The organism is Rhizobium sp. 25PS6, assembly GCF_032464655.1.
GTDB lineage: Bacteria > Pseudomonadota > Alphaproteobacteria > Rhizobiales > Rhizobiaceae > Rhizobium > Rhizobium laguerreae.
The window spans coordinates 1-14,109 of the sequence record NZ_JAWDIV010000015.1 but is presented as its reverse complement, the minus strand read 5'-3'; the positions used below and the strand labels follow the sequence as shown (position 1 = coordinate 14,109).

The following is a 14,109-nucleotide window of genomic DNA, read 5'->3' as shown; positions in this document are numbered from 1 at the left end:
TTCGCGCGCCTGGCCTAAAGTCTTGCATGCACATCGTCATTCCTGAGCGGCGGCAGAGTTTGAAAGTCAAGCTTCAGAGCCTGAGCAGCGTCTCGAAGCCGCCGTAGATCATCCGCTTGCCGTCGAAGGGCATCTGCCACTGGTCGCCCTTGAGCCTGGGATCATCCATCACCTTGGCATTGATATCGTCGCGCTCCTGGCGCGAGCCGTAGACGATCCAGGAAAACACCACCACCTCGTCCTCCTTCGCCTGCACGGCGCGGGGAAAGGAGGTCAACTCGCCATAGGGCACGTCATCGCCGATACATTCGACATATTCGAGCGCGCCATATTCCTTCCAGATCGAGCCGGCGAAGGTCGAGAATTCCTTGTAGGCCTCGATATTCCCCTTCGGAACCGCCACGATGAAACCATCGACGTAGGACATCTCGCTCCCCCTTTGCACTTGTCAGCAGAGAAAGATAGGAGAGCGGCCGGACAGGTCCAGGGACGAAGCACTTACAGATTTTCGCGGTCGATAGTACGAAATCGCGAAGTAGGAAATTGCACCGATATCAATGTGACGTATAAGTAGAAATCTTCAGATTCTACCCGTCATTTCATCCGCAGGTTTCCCATGCGTGTTATTGCTGCATCCGTTTTTTGTTTAACTCTGATCCAAATCGCAACCGTTCTGGGCGCGGAAGATAGTCGCTCTTTTCATCTGCAAGCGTTCAAAGGGGAGGATAAATCCTGCTATGCCGTTAACCGTGCATACGAAAACACCCACAATAGCGGGCGCTACAGCTTTACTGTATCGGAGTTGCAAGAAGATGGTCATCTCAGACCTTACATGGAGGCGCGGGCGATAGACGGTGTCTTCTATTCCAGAATCGAAAATGGTGTCTGGGATGAAGATAAGCGGCTGCCCATTCGTACCCCTCTCGATGCAAATTCGGGGCTGCCAATCTTTACGTCTTGTAAAGAGCTCGGGAACTCGCAAACCGAAGAAGGCCTGGCTTTTCACTATTCCGCATACTGGCACCGTTACAAATGGAGTGCGGCAATCGACATCTGGATATCGAAGACTTCAGGGAAATTCATCAAGACAATCAGCCGCTATGATCAGGGCGCGGGAGAGATGCCATTTTCAGTGGCTGTCCAAATAATGGATTATGACAGAGCCCACGCAATGAAACCGGTAGTCCCACCAACCTGTTGGGCCCTTAATCTGGAGGCTTCGCCAGCCATCTGCATCGATCTCACCTCTCCGACTCCAATCACGGCCCATTCACCAGTTTGAGGATGAGCTGCTGGATATTGCCGCCATCACCCATTTCGATCTTGTCGAAGTCGCGGCCGCGCTGGCGCTGTCTTTGCGAGATCTCGCCGAGCCGGCGGGTCAGCTCGATTCTGATCTTCTTGCAATCGGGATCGTCGGCAACGGTGAGGCCGATGCTCATCGCCTCGATTTCCTTGACCATCTCCTTGATGGTCTCGCCATGCACCCGCTCATGCGCCTGCACCCCTGATATGAAGCCCTCCCAGCTGCTCTTCACGGCGGCTGGCAGCGCAGCAGATGGTTTCGGCAGCGTATAGGTGATGATGAGCTTCGGCCGGTTGGTCACGATCACGCAGGCATTTGCCTGCGGTTCGTATTTCCTGGTCCAGGTCAGCTTGAACGTCGTATGCGCGATTGCCCGGCCGAAGCCGCCCGCCTTCGGCCCACGCTCGCCGATCGATGCATAGAGCCCGGCCCCCGACGTGCCTGATATCGAATAGGGCCGCACTTCTTCGACCGCCTGCCACTCGGCCAGCGCCACGGCCGGCACCGAGGTAAAAAACGCTGCAAGCACATAGGATAGAAAATTTGTCGTCACGCGCGGCTCCGCCGAATGATGTTTCGGGCCGAACCTAACGGGAGCGGTCGCCGCTTTCAACGCGTATAGATACGCTAGCCCTGCAGCGTCTTGACCTTGGTGAGATCCGGGAAGAGCCGCATCCACAGGGCGACGACGACGATCGTGCCGAGCCCGCCGACAACGCCGGTGGCAACCGGCCCGGGCTGCCGCCATCATGCCGGATTCAAATTCGCCGAGCTGGTTGGAGGTGCTGGAATAGATGGCTTGTCAATCGGAATGAGCTGCCGTCACCGGATTGTGCCATGCCTCGGCCCGCCTCGCACAACCTTTAGCGCGGCTCCCTGGAGATGCTGAGATAACCGGGATCGAATTCCGCGATCTCCTGCAGACGTTCCCAATCGACGATGGTGATCGTTCGGTTCTCCCAGGTGAACACGCCCTCGCGTCTCAGCGCCTGCAATGTCTTGTTGAGGTGGACGACGGAAACGCCGAGGACGTCGGCCATCTCGATCTGCGTCAACGGAAAGTGGAAGCTTGCGCCGCGCGTCCGCTTCACCACCTGCAGCCGCACGAAGAGTTCGCAGACGAGGTGAGCGATATGGGCGCGCTTGGAACGCCGGCCCATGGCGACGATCCGCTCGCGGTGGATGGCGCCGTCGACCAACGTATCGAGCCAGAGCAGCCGGGTCAGATGCGGCATGCCTTCGGTGATCGCCTTGAGATCGGCATGATCGGCGAAAGCGACGTGACAGGACGACATCGCAACGACGCCATGGTCCATCTTCTTGATCGGGAAAGCGTGCAGATCGACAAAATCGCCAGCGACGTGCAGCGCGGTGATCTGGCGACTGCCATCGGCCATCAGCCTGTAGCGCGCCGCAAAGCCATCGAGCAGCAGCGTGCTGTAGGTCGGACGGCTTCCTTCGGAGACGAGATCCTCTCCGGCAACGAAGTGCCTGTCTTTGACGATGATCGCTCTGAGATGGCTTTCCTCCTCGGCCGATAGCACATCGCGGCTTCCAAGGTTCAGCAGCAGAGATTCAATCATGGCCTTGCCCGCCGATATCGCAAAAGTTCCGGACCATTTCGATGCGACCTGTATTTTCTATAAGAATCAATGCCTAGAGCCTTTTCTGGTCAGATTGCAGCATTCTGCCGGAGCAGGTTTTCGTCAGGGCAGAGGCGATTGGCGAAGGGCATACCTTCTGGTATGTCCGAGCCGATCGCCTCTGATGCTGGCGGAAAGATGCCCGGCCCACCGGCCGCACTGCTTCGCTATGCGAAGCAATAGGTGCGCCCGGCGATTCTAAATTCTTGCGGATTTGCCAGGCAAATCTGCGGGGGGTTGGCTGAAACGGGCCGGCTGATCGATCGGCCGGCTTGGCCGTAGAGCTGGGCTACGACGCGCGCCGGCCGGTCGACCATCCGACTCCGTTTGAGCCAACAGAATGCTGCAATCTGACCGGGAAAGGCTCTAGCCTCGGAACAATTGTCTTCATCTGTGATTTCTCCCTGTGACGCGCAGGAAAAAACATGGCTCGCTACTATTTCGATCTACACAACGGCGAAGGTCCCACGCGCGACGAGCACGGCACCGAGCTCAGATCTCGTGAAGACATTCCGAAAGAGGTGACCCGCATCCTGCTGGATGTGGCCCGTGACGAACTGCCCGCGAGTGATCGTATGACGATCGCCGTCACCGTTCGCAACGAGAAGGGCGTTCCTGTCACGGTTGCCAGTCTCGTCTTCAGCAATGAATGGCTCGACGTCTTACGATAGCGGCCGCCGTTTAAGGGCTGCCGCCGCTCACACATACGCATCAATCCGACTCGGTCGATTGTGATGCGAGACGCTAAGACCCGCCCTCATAGCCGGCAATTAACTTTGACATAGTCTTTCGATTGCTTCGGCTCGATCGGGCTACTCAAGGCATGCACGCCGACGCGGCTATTTCGAAATTTCTTCGAGAACCAGCCGGATTTTCGCCAGCGGCCGCCGGCTTTCATCGAAGAGTTCCACCGACAGCATATTCAAAGGTGCAGCCGGCAAGCCTTCGGCGGCCATTTCCGCGAGAACCCGCCGCGCCTCCGCTTTCGCAGCCTCGACAGAGTCGAAATCATATCCCGTCTCGGTCGCCCCGACGCCATCCCGATCGAAAAGCTGAAAGTAGAATTTCGGCACGACTTATCCCCCGCTAGATCACCCTAACGGCCCCGTGGCGAACATGTTCCGCCGGAACGGCTTCGATGTCATGCGCAGCGTCAGAAGGCGCCGGCTTCCGGAGAGGCCATTTCCTCGATGCCGTCGACGCGGTCGGGATAGAAGGCGAGATGGTCCTTGATGCTGCTGACTGCGGCATTCGGCGCCTCGTAGGTCCAGACGGCATTCTTCGAACGCTCGCCGCCCGGAATGATGCTGTAATAGGAAGCGTCGCCCTTATAGGGGCAATGGGTGGCGTGGTCGGTGCGCTGAAGCAGCGACATGTCCACATCCCGACGCGGAATATACTGTACCGGCGGATAGGAGGCTTCGCGCAGCGTCAGCGCATTGCGGGTATCGGCAATCGTCTTGCCGCCGAGCATGACGACGACGCGGGAGGGATTATGATCGACGCTGATCGGATGATCCGGCCCCGGAATCTTGATCGACTTATCTGACATCTTTTCTGACATGGGGATTCGTCTCCAGGAGGTATCGATCCCACTGAGATAGGGCGGACATGTCGCCGGCCCAAGACATCAAGCGTCGTGAGTCTCAAATCCTCGGAATTCGAAACGTGGCGATGCCAGGCTCAGCATCGCCGTTTTCGGCACCACTGGCCAGTGACTTGCAAGCGCATCGCCAATTGTCTCGATCATCCTGGTGACGTCGTCGCCGGCGGAGGCATGCAAGGCCTCGACAACGATCAGCACCGAACGCGTCGTCTGCCGCACCGCCGAAAGCCCGCTCTGCCGGTTCGTCCAGCGCCGCGCATGCGCCCTCTCCTTGCCGTCTGCGAAGATCACCTCGTTCGGCTCCGGATGTTCGACGTCGCCGCCGAAGGTCAGATAGGTCTCGTCACCTTTGGCTCGCCGGACTTCGAGATCGCCAGCGATCTTTTCGGTGTCGAAAACGGCGATCGGAATGGCGAAGGCGAGTGAAATCGCATTGCAGAGATCGACGAGCGGATGCAGGCGCGGCAGTGCGTGCTCCTGGCGGAAACGGCGCAGCAGCGCCTCGGAAGCGCAGCGATATTGCGTCGGCTTCAGCCCCATGCGGGAAAAGCCGCGACGCCAGGCCTGGATTTCGGGGAATTCGCCTTCCTGCGCTTTGGCCAGCCGGGCCTCGGCGATTGCGTTGAAATCTGCGATCCCCGCCTCGACATCGGCATCCGCATGGATGCCTTTCGCATGGACCGCGCCGGCGCGAAGCTCCGGAAAGGCCTGCCATATGGCATCGGAATGGCTGAACTGCATGATCTATCTCCCACCGACAAGTTTCACTGTGCGGCGTCCGGCAAAGGCAAGCCCGAGCACGGCCGCAAGCACGCAGGCGATGCCGGCGATCTGGTTGAGGCCGACCTGCTCGCCAAGGATGACGAAGGCAAGCATGACGGCGGAAACCGGAGCCAGCGCGGTGAAGAGCGCGGCTTCCGTGCCGCTCACCCTCTCCGCCCCCGCATACCACAGCAGAAATCCGCCGACGGTCGGCACCAGCGCATAATAGACGACGGCGGCGACAGCGCTTGCCGAAATACCATCTGCGGAAGGCGCTTCAAAAACAGCCGGGATGGCTGCAACGATGAAGCCGATGCCGGCCATCAGCGTCGACAGGGCAAGCGGCGCAACCTCCGTCTTCAGTCTTTTGTTCAGCAGGATGAACAGCCCCTCGCAGACGACAGCCAGGAAGATCAGCGCATTGCCGGAGAGCGCCCCTCCGGCCGCATCCTGCGTGAAGGCGATCGACAGCACGCCCGCCGTTGCAAGCGTCACGGCCAGAAGCAGGGCACGCTGCGGCCGTTCGCGAAGCAGCAGGATGGAGATTGCGGCCGACACCACCGGCAGCGTGCCGATGATGACGCCGGCATCGGCCGCCGAGGTCAGGCTGAGGCCGGAGATCAGCAGCGTCGTATAACCGACGCTGCCGGCCCCGGCCTGAATGATGAGGATGAGGCGGTCATGCCGGGAAAACCTCGGCAGCCGCACGCCAGTCGCCCACATCAGCAGGAGAAGGACAGGAAAGGCGATGGCGAAGCGCAGTGCGGTGGCGCTGAACGGCGGCAGACCCGAAGCGATGAGTTTGCTGGCGACGACCGTGCTTCCCACAGTCAGCATCGCCAGCGCTAGATAGACATAACCTTGAACCTGCCTCGACATTCAGCGTCTCCTGTTAGATGCGCCGAGAAAACAGCAGGAACCTGTCGGGGTCTTGAACGAAATTGCAGGCATAAAACAGAGAACTAAAGCGCGGCGGCCAGCCCCGTCCTTCGAGGCCCCTTACGGGGCACCTCAGGATGAGGCTGGAGAGAGGTGGCAGCCCGCGGCACCACGATCAGCCCTCATCCTGAGGCGCGCAGGCTGCAGGCCGGAGCCTCGAAGGACGAGGGCTGGTGGCTGTACCTCAGGCACGGAGGACTGATCTCTCCATCACCTACCTACGTCCTGCTGATCGAAACTCCGCCCATCCGCCAGCATCGCCGTGCCGGTGACGAAGCTCGACAGGCCGACACCGCTCAGAGAAAGGCGCCGGCATAGAGGCGCGGCGACAGACCGTATTTGCGCACGAAGACGCGCGTCATGTGGCTCTGGTCGGCAAAGCCGCTGGCAAAGGCCGCTTCCGCAAGCGGCATGCCCTGAGCGATCAGCCGGCGGGCGATATGGATACGGGCCTGGACGAGATAGGCATGCGGGGTCAATCCTGTCGCCTTGGTAAAACCGCGCAGCACCTGGAAGCGGCTGAGCCCGCTTTCCCTGGAGAGATCGGCAAGCGAGACGGCGGCAAGCGGATCGTCGTCGATCAGGTCTCGGGCCGCGCGGATCGACGCCGGCACCAGTGGCCGCTCTTCGGTATCACAGCGCTCCCGCATGACATCGGCGACGAGCTGCAGAAGCAGTTCCTGATGCAGCAACTCGTCCGCCGCTCCATCGCCGGTCACCGCGCCAAACAGCGTTTCGAAGCGGGCGGCGATCGCCGCATTGCGAATGACGGGATGCGGGATTTCCGACCGCGCCGCGCCGCTTTCGCTGATCTCTCGCGACAGACCGGTGACGATGGTCGGATCGAAATAGAGGATGCGCCAGGATCGGCCCTCGCCGATCGGCGCGCCGTCATGCACCTCGTTCGGATTGACCGTGATGATGTCGCCGGCCTCAGCCTCCACCATGCCGCGGCCGCTGAGCGACGACTGCGCACCGGCAGACATCAAGCCGATGCCGAACTGCTCATGCGTATGCCGGGCGAAGCTGTGATGCGTTTCCGCCTCCACCGCTTCGACGCCTGATAGCGCCGAGCGCAACATCCTGAACTGGTTTTTCGCCATGGTCTGTCCGCAGGTCCGATGGCCGGATACTCTGCCAGCCACAGTGAGATGACGCAATCATTGCAGCTAGGATGCCTGCCTAGAAGAACTCGTCGAGCAGCTGGTAATAATCGAGGCTCGCTGGATCCGTGGCCGGCATGCCGTAGCGATCAAGGAAGGGCTGCACCAGCGCCTCGCCGAAATTATAGGCGATGCTGCGGCAGGCGAGCGCGATATCCTGATAGCGGTAGGCGACGCCGAGACGGCTGCAGTCGATATAGCCGGAGAACCCGTCTTCCGAAGCGATGAAATTCGGCAGGCAGGCATCACCATGGGTGACGACGAGATCCTCGCGGCCAGGCCTCCCGCTTTCGAGTTCGGCAAACAGAGCCTCCGTACTCTTTCCAAGCCGCGTCTCATCGAAATCGGTCTCGTCGACGATGCCGGCCTGCATCCGCGCTTTTGCGGCCGCGATATGCGCCTCCAGCCGATGGTCGAACGGGCAGGATGCGATCGGCAGGCGATGCAGGTCAAGAAGTGCCGCAGCCAGCAGCTCAACCCGCGCAAGCGGCGTCAGCACTGATGCACTGGCGAGATCACTCCCGGGCAGCGCGCTGATCAGCAACCGGTTGCGCACACCGTCGCTATCCTCTGCAATGACATCGGGACAGGTCAGACCCGAAGCCTTGAGCCAGCGAAGCCTGGCCGCCTCGTCGGCGATTTCGGCAAAAGGACCGACGTTTTCGACCTTCAGATAAAGCGTCGGCAATCCGAGAGCTTCCAGCCGGAAGACACTCGCGGCGGAGCGGCCGAGCGCATCGCGTTCGAACCGATAACCGGCCAGACGGGCATCAAGCGCGCCCGCCGACGGCGGTTGATCCTCTCGGAAAATCGACATGATATCTAGGCCATTGATGCTGGCGCATTATCCCGACAGGGCGGGACAACACAAGCGGCGCGATCGGTCAGCACACATTGGCAGACTGAGCGAGCCCTCTGCGACCTCAATGAACGGTTTTGGCGGGTGCGGCTTCGAGAAGGATTTCGAAAGCCTCTTCCAGAGCAGCCACCAGAATATCGGTCAGCTCATCGCCTTTGTTTTCCAGGAACAGCGCACTGACGGCTTCGTCCTGATGCTCAAAAAAACGCTCGATCTCGTTCGACATATCATCTGCCCTCTTCTTCACCGGAATCATCACGGCCATGGGAAGAGGCTAGATGCGGTCCCTTGCGCGGGGCTTGTAGCGAAGCTCACCGATGCTCCGCGTCGCCGTCTGGATAGTGATAGCGCGCCCACTCACTTTTGGGGATTACATTCCCGACACCAAATTCAAACGATACAATCTTCGTCGCGTTGTCATTCACTTCGCAACTGAATGCCAATTGCCGCAACTTCTGACCGTCATAGAACGCGCTTCCCTTAAGCGTGAGGAAATTGCCATTCGGGAGCTCGTATTGAGGCACCTCGATAATATTGGAATCATATGCCGCAGATGAATGAAGGAGCTGTTCCCTAAGCTCGCTCCAGCAAAGCTGGCCGCCTCGCGTTTGACGCGGCAAGTTATTCATCGCCGTCTTGACCGTGTGGTCTGAAACAAACTTGTCGGTAAACAGCGTCTTCGCTTTCGTGAGCTTGTTCGATTCCTTGGCCTCGGCGTCTGATGGCGTTGAGGAGGTTACGGCGCTTGAATCCGTTGGCGGCACTGCCTGCTCGAAATTCGTCTTTGCCTCGTCCTGTCCTGCGGCAGCCGGCCCGTTCTTTTCCGGATTGGCCTCAGCAGTCTCTATCTCGGGAAGTTCGATATCCTGCGGCAGCGGATTCGTGGCAGGCATAGTCTCCGTAACCTCCGGTTTTTGAAGTTGCGGCGATTCTACAGGCGGCGTTTCTTCGGGTTTTGCCTCAACGACCGGCGGTTTTGGCGCTTCCGGCTGCTGCGGTCTACCCCGCTCGCTTTGTTCCGGCGCTGAATCCTTCTCGGCAAATTCGAAGACCGGGCGAGCGACACGTTGTGGCTGGGGAGCGACGGGCGCTTCGGGCTGCTTCTCAGCTTTCGGAGGCGATGGCGGCGGAGGCGGTGGAGGCGGCTCTTTCTTCGCCTCTTCCGCCGGCTTCGGTTCCGGTGGCTTTTCCTCGGGCTTGGGCTCCGGCTTTTTCTCCTCCGGCGGCGGAACCAGTTCCACCTTCACGCTCTCGTCTTCGGGAGGCTTCGGCTCGATCTTCGGCAGCCCGAAAATGAGAACAGCAATGATAGGAATATGCGCAGCAACGGACGCGACAACGCCCCAGCGGACTTCAGGCCGCTGCTTTCCCGTTTCGTGCTGCGCTTCCGCCGGTTCTACGTCTTCTTCTGTCACAGCAGCGATGTGGCCTCTAAAGCCGGCAGCATCAAGCCACAAATGAAAAAAATCGCGTGATCGAGCAGCGATGAAAGTTATTGGTCGGCCGCGCCATCGTCGACCACCTGCCAGCGCCGCTAACGCTCCGCAACCTTCAAGATCGACGATCTCCGGCTCCGGCTACCCGAGCGAGCCGATGAGATCCCGATAGGCAGCCTCCGGGAATGCCTTCAGCGTCTCCGTGCGGACATTGCCGCCCATCGCCAGCGAGAGGGTAAAATGCGCCATGACGGCGTCATCGGGCGCCTCGCAGACGGCGACCATGTCGTGCCCGCCCATCGTCAGATAGAACTGGTTGAAGGAGCCGCCGACGCCGGTGAGCAATTTCTTCGCGGCGTCGAGCCGTTTCGCCGAGTCGCGGACATTGCGGATGCCCTGATCCGTCCAATTGATCAAAAGAATATAAGTGGTCATGTCGCACCTCCCAGAGCATGGTGCCGAAAAGTGTCAGCGGTTTTCGGACAGCGTCATGCTCTATTTCTTTGATGTGGGTCCGGATTCAGATTTCAGGCCCGTCAGGTCTGAATCATCCGGATCTAACGGAGGATTGATTCATCTAGGCACACGTCAGTGCTCGCTCGCGCGTTGCGATCGATGCCTTCCCCCGTGGCCGGATTATAGACTTGTCACCATGGAGGGACAAGAAAGATGCCGGGATCATTGGAATTAATCACAAAAGCAAAAGCCGGGCATGAAGCCCGGCTTTTCCAATGAGAACGGCGTCGTCGGAGTCTTAGCTGTCGAGGAAGCTTCTCAGCTTTCTGGAGCGGCTCGGATGCTTCAGCTTGCGCAGCGCCTTCGCCTCGATCTGGCGGATACGCTCGCGGGTAACCGAGAACTGCTGGCCGACTTCTTCAAGCGTATGGTCGGTGTTCATGCCGATACCGAAGCGCATGCGCAGAACACGTTCCTCGCGTGGTGTCAGCGAGGCGAGAACGCGGGTCGTCGTCTCGCGCAGGTTCGCCTGGATGGCGGCGTCGATCGGCAGCAGCGCATTCTTGTCCTCGATGAAATCGCCGAGGTGCGAATCCTCTTCGTCGCCTACCGGGGTTTCGAGCGAGATCGGCTCCTTGGCGATCTTCAGGACCTTGCGGACCTTTTCGAGCGGCATGGCGAGCTTTTCGGCCAGTTCTTCCGGTGTCGGCTCGCGGCCGATCTCGTGCAGCATCTGGCGCGATGTGCGGACGATCTTGTTGATCGTCTCGATCATGTGCACCGGAATGCGGATCGTACGGGCCTGGTCGGCGATCGAACGGGTGATCGCCTGGCGGATCCACCATGTCGCATAGGTCGAGAACTTGTAGCCGCGGCGGTATTCGAACTTGTCGACCGCTTTCATCAGGCCGATATTGCCTTCCTGAATGAGGTCGAGGAACTGCAGGCCGCGGTTCGTATACTTCTTGGCGATGGAAATGACGAGGCGAAGGTTCGCTTCGACCATTTCCTTCTTGGCGATGCGCGCTTCGCGCTCGCCCTTCTGCACCATATGGACGATGCGACGGAATTCCGAGATCGAGATACCGGTTTCGGTCGCCAGATTCTGGATTTCCTGGCGAATGTCGCGGATCGTCGTGTTTTCGCCCCTGGCGAATTCCTTCCAGCCGCGGGCGGCCAGATTGCCGATCGACTTCATCCAGTTCGGGTCGAGCTCGGCGCCCTGATACTGTTCCAGGAAGGAGTCGCGCTTGACGCCGTAGGACTCGGCCAGACGCAGCAGGCGGCCCTCGTTGGAAACGAGGCGCTTGTTGATGTCGTAGAGCTGCTCGACCAGGGCGTCGATGCGGTTCTGGTTCAAGGACAGAGATTTGACGGCCTTGATGAGCTCATCTTTGAGTTCCTTATAACGGCGCTCCTGGGCGGTGGACAGCGTGCCGGAAGCCGACAGCCGCTGCTCGACCTGCTGGTCCTGCAGCTTGCGCAGCTTCTTGTAGGTCTCGGCAATCGTATCGAGCGTCTCCATCACCTGCGGGCGAAGCTCGGCTTCCATCGCCGCCAGCGAAAGGTTGGATTCGTCCTCGTCCTCTTCCTCCTCCTCGGGAGGCAGGCCTTCGCCGCCGACATCGGTGATGTCGTCGTCGCCGGACCGGGCGCGACGGGTCTTTTCCTTCTCTTCTGCCAGCTTGCGATCGGCTTCGATCTTCTCCGGGCTCTGGAACTGCGGCGCAGCCTTGGCCTCAGGGCCGGAATAGGTGGTTTCGAGATCGATGATCTCGCGCAGCAGCGTCGTGCCCTCGTTGAGCTCGTCGCGCCAGATGATCAGCGCCTGGAAGGTCAGCGGGCTCTCACAGAGACCCGCGATCATCGTCTCGCGGCCGGCCTCGATACGCTTGGCGATCGCGATTTCGCCCTCGCGGGAAAGAAGCTCCACCGAGCCCATCTCGCGCAGGTACATGCGAACCGGATCGTCGGTACGGTCGGTCGGTTCTTTTTTCTTGGCGGTCGCAAGCGCCGTGCCGCTCGAAGGCGCGAGTTCGCCGCCTTCGCTCTCCTCGTCGCCGCCGGCGTCGTCGTCATCGCTGCCGCCGGAAGCACCGGTTTCCTCGGCTTCCTCGTCTTCGATGACGTTGATGCCCATGTCGGACAGCATCGACATCGTGTCTTCGATCTGCTCGGACGTTACTTCTTCGGACGGCAGGACCGCGTTGAGCTCGTCCATGGTCACATAGCCGCGCTTCTTGGCGGCCTTGATCATCTTCTTGACCGCGTCGTCGGAAAGATCGAGAAGAGGGCCGTCGCTTGCGCTGTCGCGTTCGACTTCCGCGTCTTCGTTCTCTTTGACCTTGGTTGCCATTTATATCGTCGCCTTCCTGACGCTATCCAATCTCGCTACGGTGAACGGGCTGTCTCAGGGCCTGACGCGCCGCACGCGCCGCCCTCGAATCACCTTTGCCCACCTAACGGGATGACATTTAAAGCCTGATTAACCACGATTGCCGGCACCGAACAGCAAAGCTTTCTTGCTTTTGGATTGCCGGCCATGGTTGCGCGATCCGCCTTGACCCAGTTCACCGTTTCAACAAGTCGAACGGTGATTCCCACATTTTTTGTTCTCGTCAAGCTTTTCCAGAAAAAAAGCGCACGAAACACCGGAAAAAGCCTTATCCACAGGCTTTGAACCGCGGCAGCGATTGCGAACCTTATTTAAGATGCCGTGAACAAAAGACAAGGGCAGTAAAGATTTTGCCCGCCGCGCGGTCTCATACGTAGGATTTTCTGCCGGTTTTGCCGTCAAGCCGGCGGCATACCTGCCGACCGGCACGACGGCGCAAAGCATTCACCCTTCTCACATCCAGTCCATGACCACTTTGCCCGAGTTGCCCGACCGCATCGCCTCGAAGCCGTCGCGAAAGTCGTCGATACCGATCCGGTGGGTGATGATGGGCGCAAGGTCGAGGCCGCCCTGGACGAAAGCGATCATCTTGTACCAGGTCTCGAACATCTCGCGGCCGTAGATGCCTTTGAGATTGAGCATCTTGAAGATCACCTTGTTCCAGTCGATTTCGAAGCCCGCCGGCGCAATGCCGAGAATGGCGATCTTGCCGCCATTGTTCATCTTGTCGATCATATCGCGGAAGGCAGGTGCGGCCCCCGACATTTCGAGCCCGACGTCGAAACCCTCCGTCATACCGATCGCCTTCATCACGTCGGCGAGGTTTTCCTTCGATGCATCGACGACGTGATCGATGCCGAGCTTGCGCGCCAACTCCAGCCGGTGCGGATTGATATCGGTGATGACGACCTTGCGGGCGCCGGATCGCTTGGCGACGAGCGCGCCCATGATACCGATCGGCCCAGCACCGGTGACGAGCACATCCTCGCCGACGAGATCGAAGGAAAGCGCAGTGTGCACGGCATTGCCGAACGGATCGAAGATCGCGGCGATCTCGTCGGAAATATCATCCGGGATCGGCACGACATTGCTTTCGGGAATGCAGACGAACTCGCCGAACGAACCCGGCCGGTTGACGCCGACGCCGAGCGTATTTCGGCAGAGATGCCCCCTGCCCGCCCGGCAGTTGCGGCACTTGCCGCAGACGATATGCCCCTCGCCGGAAACCCGCTCGCCGACATGATAGCGGGTGACCGCCGAGCCGATCTCGGCGATCTCGCCGGAGAATTCATGGCCGACCACCATCGGCACCGGAATGGTCTTCTGCGCCCACTGGTCCCAGTTCCAGATATGGACGTCGGTGCCGCAGATTGCAGATTTCTTCACCCGGATCAGCACATCGTTCGGCCCGACCTCGGGCACCGGCACATTCTCCATCCAGAGCCCGACCTCCGGTTTCGCTTTGACCAGCGCCTTCATCATGTTCGACATACTTGTCCCAACCCTTGCTTGGTGCTCGACTTCGCTACTCCCTCTTCTCCCCA

The 14,109-nt window shown here is 59.8% G+C and carries 17 protein-coding genes and 1 pseudogene; 2 read left to right on the top strand and 16 right to left on the bottom strand.

Going from position 1 to position 14,109, the window contains the following annotated elements; genetic code table 11:
• Positions 1 to 73: 73 nt before the first annotated feature.
• Positions 74 to 427 carry a DUF1428 domain-containing protein gene (locus tag RWK44_RS21415; protein ID WP_130763676.1) on the bottom strand — a complete coding sequence of 118 codons (354 nt, stop codon included), beginning with the start codon at positions 425 to 427 and terminating at the stop codon, positions 74 to 76.
• Positions 428 to 616: 189 nt separating this feature from the next.
• Between RWK44_RS21415 and RWK44_RS21410 the strand changes: the two genes are divergently transcribed.
• Positions 617 to 1,282 carry a hypothetical protein gene (locus tag RWK44_RS21410; RefSeq protein ID WP_316029360.1) on the top strand — a complete coding sequence of 222 codons (666 nt, stop codon included), beginning with the start codon at positions 617 to 619 and terminating at the stop codon, positions 1,280 to 1,282.
• Here RWK44_RS21410 and RWK44_RS21405 read toward each other — a convergent pair.
• The 3 genes and pseudogenes from RWK44_RS21405 to RWK44_RS21395 form a co-directional block, all read right to left on the bottom strand.
• The gene (locus RWK44_RS21405) at positions 1,260 to 1,859 is read right to left on the bottom strand and encodes a DUF922 domain-containing Zn-dependent protease (protein ID WP_131664648.1); all 600 of its coding nucleotides are present in this window, start codon (positions 1,857 to 1,859) and stop codon (positions 1,260 to 1,262) included. The two genes, RWK44_RS21410 and RWK44_RS21405, sit on opposite strands and share 23 nt — an antisense overlap.
• Before the next feature lie 74 nt (positions 1,860 to 1,933).
• Positions 1,934 to 2,093 (bottom strand): annotated as a pseudogene (locus RWK44_RS21400) (MFS transporter); the annotation flags it as partial.
• 76 nt (positions 2,094 to 2,169) lie between these two features.
• Positions 2,170 to 2,889: a Crp/Fnr family transcriptional regulator gene (locus tag RWK44_RS21395; RefSeq protein WP_131664647.1), complete on the bottom strand. Its 720-nt coding sequence runs from the start codon at positions 2,887 to 2,889 to the stop codon at positions 2,170 to 2,172.
• A 485-nt stretch (positions 2,890 to 3,374) separates the two neighbouring features.
• Between RWK44_RS21395 and RWK44_RS21390 the strand changes: the two genes are divergently transcribed.
• A complete protein-coding gene (locus RWK44_RS21390; protein WP_316029359.1) occupies positions 3,375 to 3,620 on the top strand; it encodes a DUF6894 family protein in 246 nt (81 codons plus the stop codon).
• Between the two features lie 168 nt (positions 3,621 to 3,788).
• Here RWK44_RS21390 and RWK44_RS21385 read toward each other — a convergent pair whose 3' ends face one another.
• From RWK44_RS21385 to tdh, 12 genes are all read right to left on the bottom strand, one after another.
• Positions 3,789 to 4,022, bottom strand: coding sequence for a DUF6894 family protein (locus RWK44_RS21385; protein ID WP_131664645.1), 234 nt, complete (start codon positions 4,020 to 4,022; stop codon positions 3,789 to 3,791).
• Between the two features lie 80 nt (positions 4,023 to 4,102).
• Complete coding sequence (locus RWK44_RS21380; RefSeq protein ID WP_168284033.1) at positions 4,103 to 4,501, bottom strand: DUF427 domain-containing protein; 399 nt, start codon at positions 4,499 to 4,501, stop codon at positions 4,103 to 4,105.
• A gap of 78 nt (positions 4,502 to 4,579) precedes the next feature.
• Positions 4,580 to 5,296: a B3/B4 domain-containing protein gene (locus RWK44_RS21375; RefSeq protein ID WP_316029358.1), complete on the bottom strand. Its 717-nt coding sequence runs from the start codon at positions 5,294 to 5,296 to the stop codon at positions 4,580 to 4,582.
• Between the two features lie 3 nt (positions 5,297 to 5,299).
• Positions 5,300 to 6,196, bottom strand: a complete 897-nt coding sequence (locus RWK44_RS21370) for a DMT family transporter (protein WP_131664643.1) — start codon at positions 6,194 to 6,196, stop codon at positions 5,300 to 5,302.
• Between the two features lie 356 nt (positions 6,197 to 6,552).
• Complete coding sequence (locus RWK44_RS21365; RefSeq protein WP_131664642.1) at positions 6,553 to 7,359, bottom strand: helix-turn-helix transcriptional regulator; 807 nt, start codon at positions 7,357 to 7,359, stop codon at positions 6,553 to 6,555.
• 79 nt (positions 7,360 to 7,438) lie between these two features.
• Positions 7,439 to 8,236, bottom strand: a complete 798-nt coding sequence (locus RWK44_RS21360; protein ID WP_316029357.1) for an APH(3') family aminoglycoside O-phosphotransferase — start codon at positions 8,234 to 8,236, stop codon at positions 7,439 to 7,441.
• A gap of 106 nt (positions 8,237 to 8,342) precedes the next feature.
• Entirely contained in the window at positions 8,343 to 8,543 is a 201-nt protein-coding gene (locus RWK44_RS21355; protein ID WP_316029385.1) for a hypothetical protein, read from the bottom strand.
• Between the two features lie 46 nt (positions 8,544 to 8,589).
• Entirely contained in the window at positions 8,590 to 9,735 is a 1,146-nt protein-coding gene (locus tag RWK44_RS21350; RefSeq protein ID WP_316029356.1) for a DUF930 domain-containing protein, read from the bottom strand.
• A 120-nt stretch (positions 9,736 to 9,855) separates the two neighbouring features.
• Positions 9,856 to 10,149 carry a GYD domain-containing protein gene (locus tag RWK44_RS21345; protein ID WP_020050986.1) on the bottom strand — a complete coding sequence of 98 codons (294 nt, stop codon included), beginning with the start codon at positions 10,147 to 10,149 and terminating at the stop codon, positions 9,856 to 9,858.
• 319 nt (positions 10,150 to 10,468) lie between these two features.
• On the bottom strand, positions 10,469 to 12,526 hold the full coding sequence (gene rpoD, locus RWK44_RS21340) for an RNA polymerase sigma factor RpoD (RefSeq protein ID WP_131664637.1): 2,058 nt from the start codon (positions 12,524 to 12,526) through the stop codon (positions 10,469 to 10,471).
• Positions 12,527 to 12,748: 222 nt separating this feature from the next.
• Entirely contained in the window at positions 12,749 to 13,009 is a 261-nt protein-coding gene (locus RWK44_RS21335) for a hypothetical protein (protein ID WP_221942413.1), read from the bottom strand.
• A gap of 9 nt (positions 13,010 to 13,018) precedes the next feature.
• Complete coding sequence (gene tdh, locus RWK44_RS21330) at positions 13,019 to 14,056, bottom strand: L-threonine 3-dehydrogenase (protein ID WP_011652887.1); 1,038 nt, start codon at positions 14,054 to 14,056, stop codon at positions 13,019 to 13,021.
• Between the last annotated feature and the right edge of the window lie 53 nt (positions 14,057 to 14,109).

What these genes read in the sequence shown, in the direction of transcription:
- RWK44_RS21360 (WP_316029357.1), bottom strand. Translation starts at nt 8,236, where the DNA reads ATGTCGATTTTCCGAGAGGATCAACCGCCGTCGGCGGGCGCGCTTGAT.
- tdh (WP_011652887.1), bottom strand. Translation starts at nt 14,056, where the DNA reads ATGTCGAACATGATGAAGGCGCTGGTCAAAGCGAAACCGGAGGTCGGG.
- RWK44_RS21345 (WP_020050986.1), bottom strand. Translation starts at nt 10,149, where the DNA reads ATGACCACTTATATTCTTTTGATCAATTGGACGGATCAGGGCATCCGC.
- RWK44_RS21370 (WP_131664643.1), bottom strand. Translation starts at nt 6,196, where the DNA reads ATGTCGAGGCAGGTTCAAGGTTATGTCTATCTAGCGCTGGCGATGCTG.
- RWK44_RS21355 (WP_316029385.1), bottom strand. Translation starts at nt 8,543, where the DNA reads ATGGCCGTGATGATTCCGGTGAAGAAGAGGGCAGATGATATGTCGAAC.
- RWK44_RS21335 (WP_221942413.1), bottom strand. Translation starts at nt 13,009, where the DNA reads ATGCTTTGCGCCGTCGTGCCGGTCGGCAGGTATGCCGCCGGCTTGACG.
- RWK44_RS21365 (WP_131664642.1), bottom strand. Translation starts at nt 7,359, where the DNA reads ATGGCGAAAAACCAGTTCAGGATGTTGCGCTCGGCGCTATCAGGCGTC.
- RWK44_RS21390 (WP_316029359.1), top strand. Translation starts at nt 3,375, where the DNA reads ATGGCTCGCTACTATTTCGATCTACACAACGGCGAAGGTCCCACGCGC.
- RWK44_RS21395 (WP_131664647.1), bottom strand. Translation starts at nt 2,889, where the DNA reads ATGATTGAATCTCTGCTGCTGAACCTTGGAAGCCGCGATGTGCTATCG.
- RWK44_RS21375 (WP_316029358.1), bottom strand. Translation starts at nt 5,296, where the DNA reads ATGCAGTTCAGCCATTCCGATGCCATATGGCAGGCCTTTCCGGAGCTT.
- RWK44_RS21410 (WP_316029360.1), top strand. Translation starts at nt 617, where the DNA reads ATGCGTGTTATTGCTGCATCCGTTTTTTGTTTAACTCTGATCCAAATC.
- rpoD (WP_131664637.1), bottom strand. Translation starts at nt 12,526, where the DNA reads ATGGCAACCAAGGTCAAAGAGAACGAAGACGCGGAAGTCGAACGCGAC.
- RWK44_RS21380 (WP_168284033.1), bottom strand. Translation starts at nt 4,501, where the DNA reads ATGTCAGATAAGTCGATCAAGATTCCGGGGCCGGATCATCCGATCAGC.
- RWK44_RS21415 (WP_130763676.1), bottom strand. Translation starts at nt 427, where the DNA reads ATGTCCTACGTCGATGGTTTCATCGTGGCGGTTCCGAAGGGGAATATC.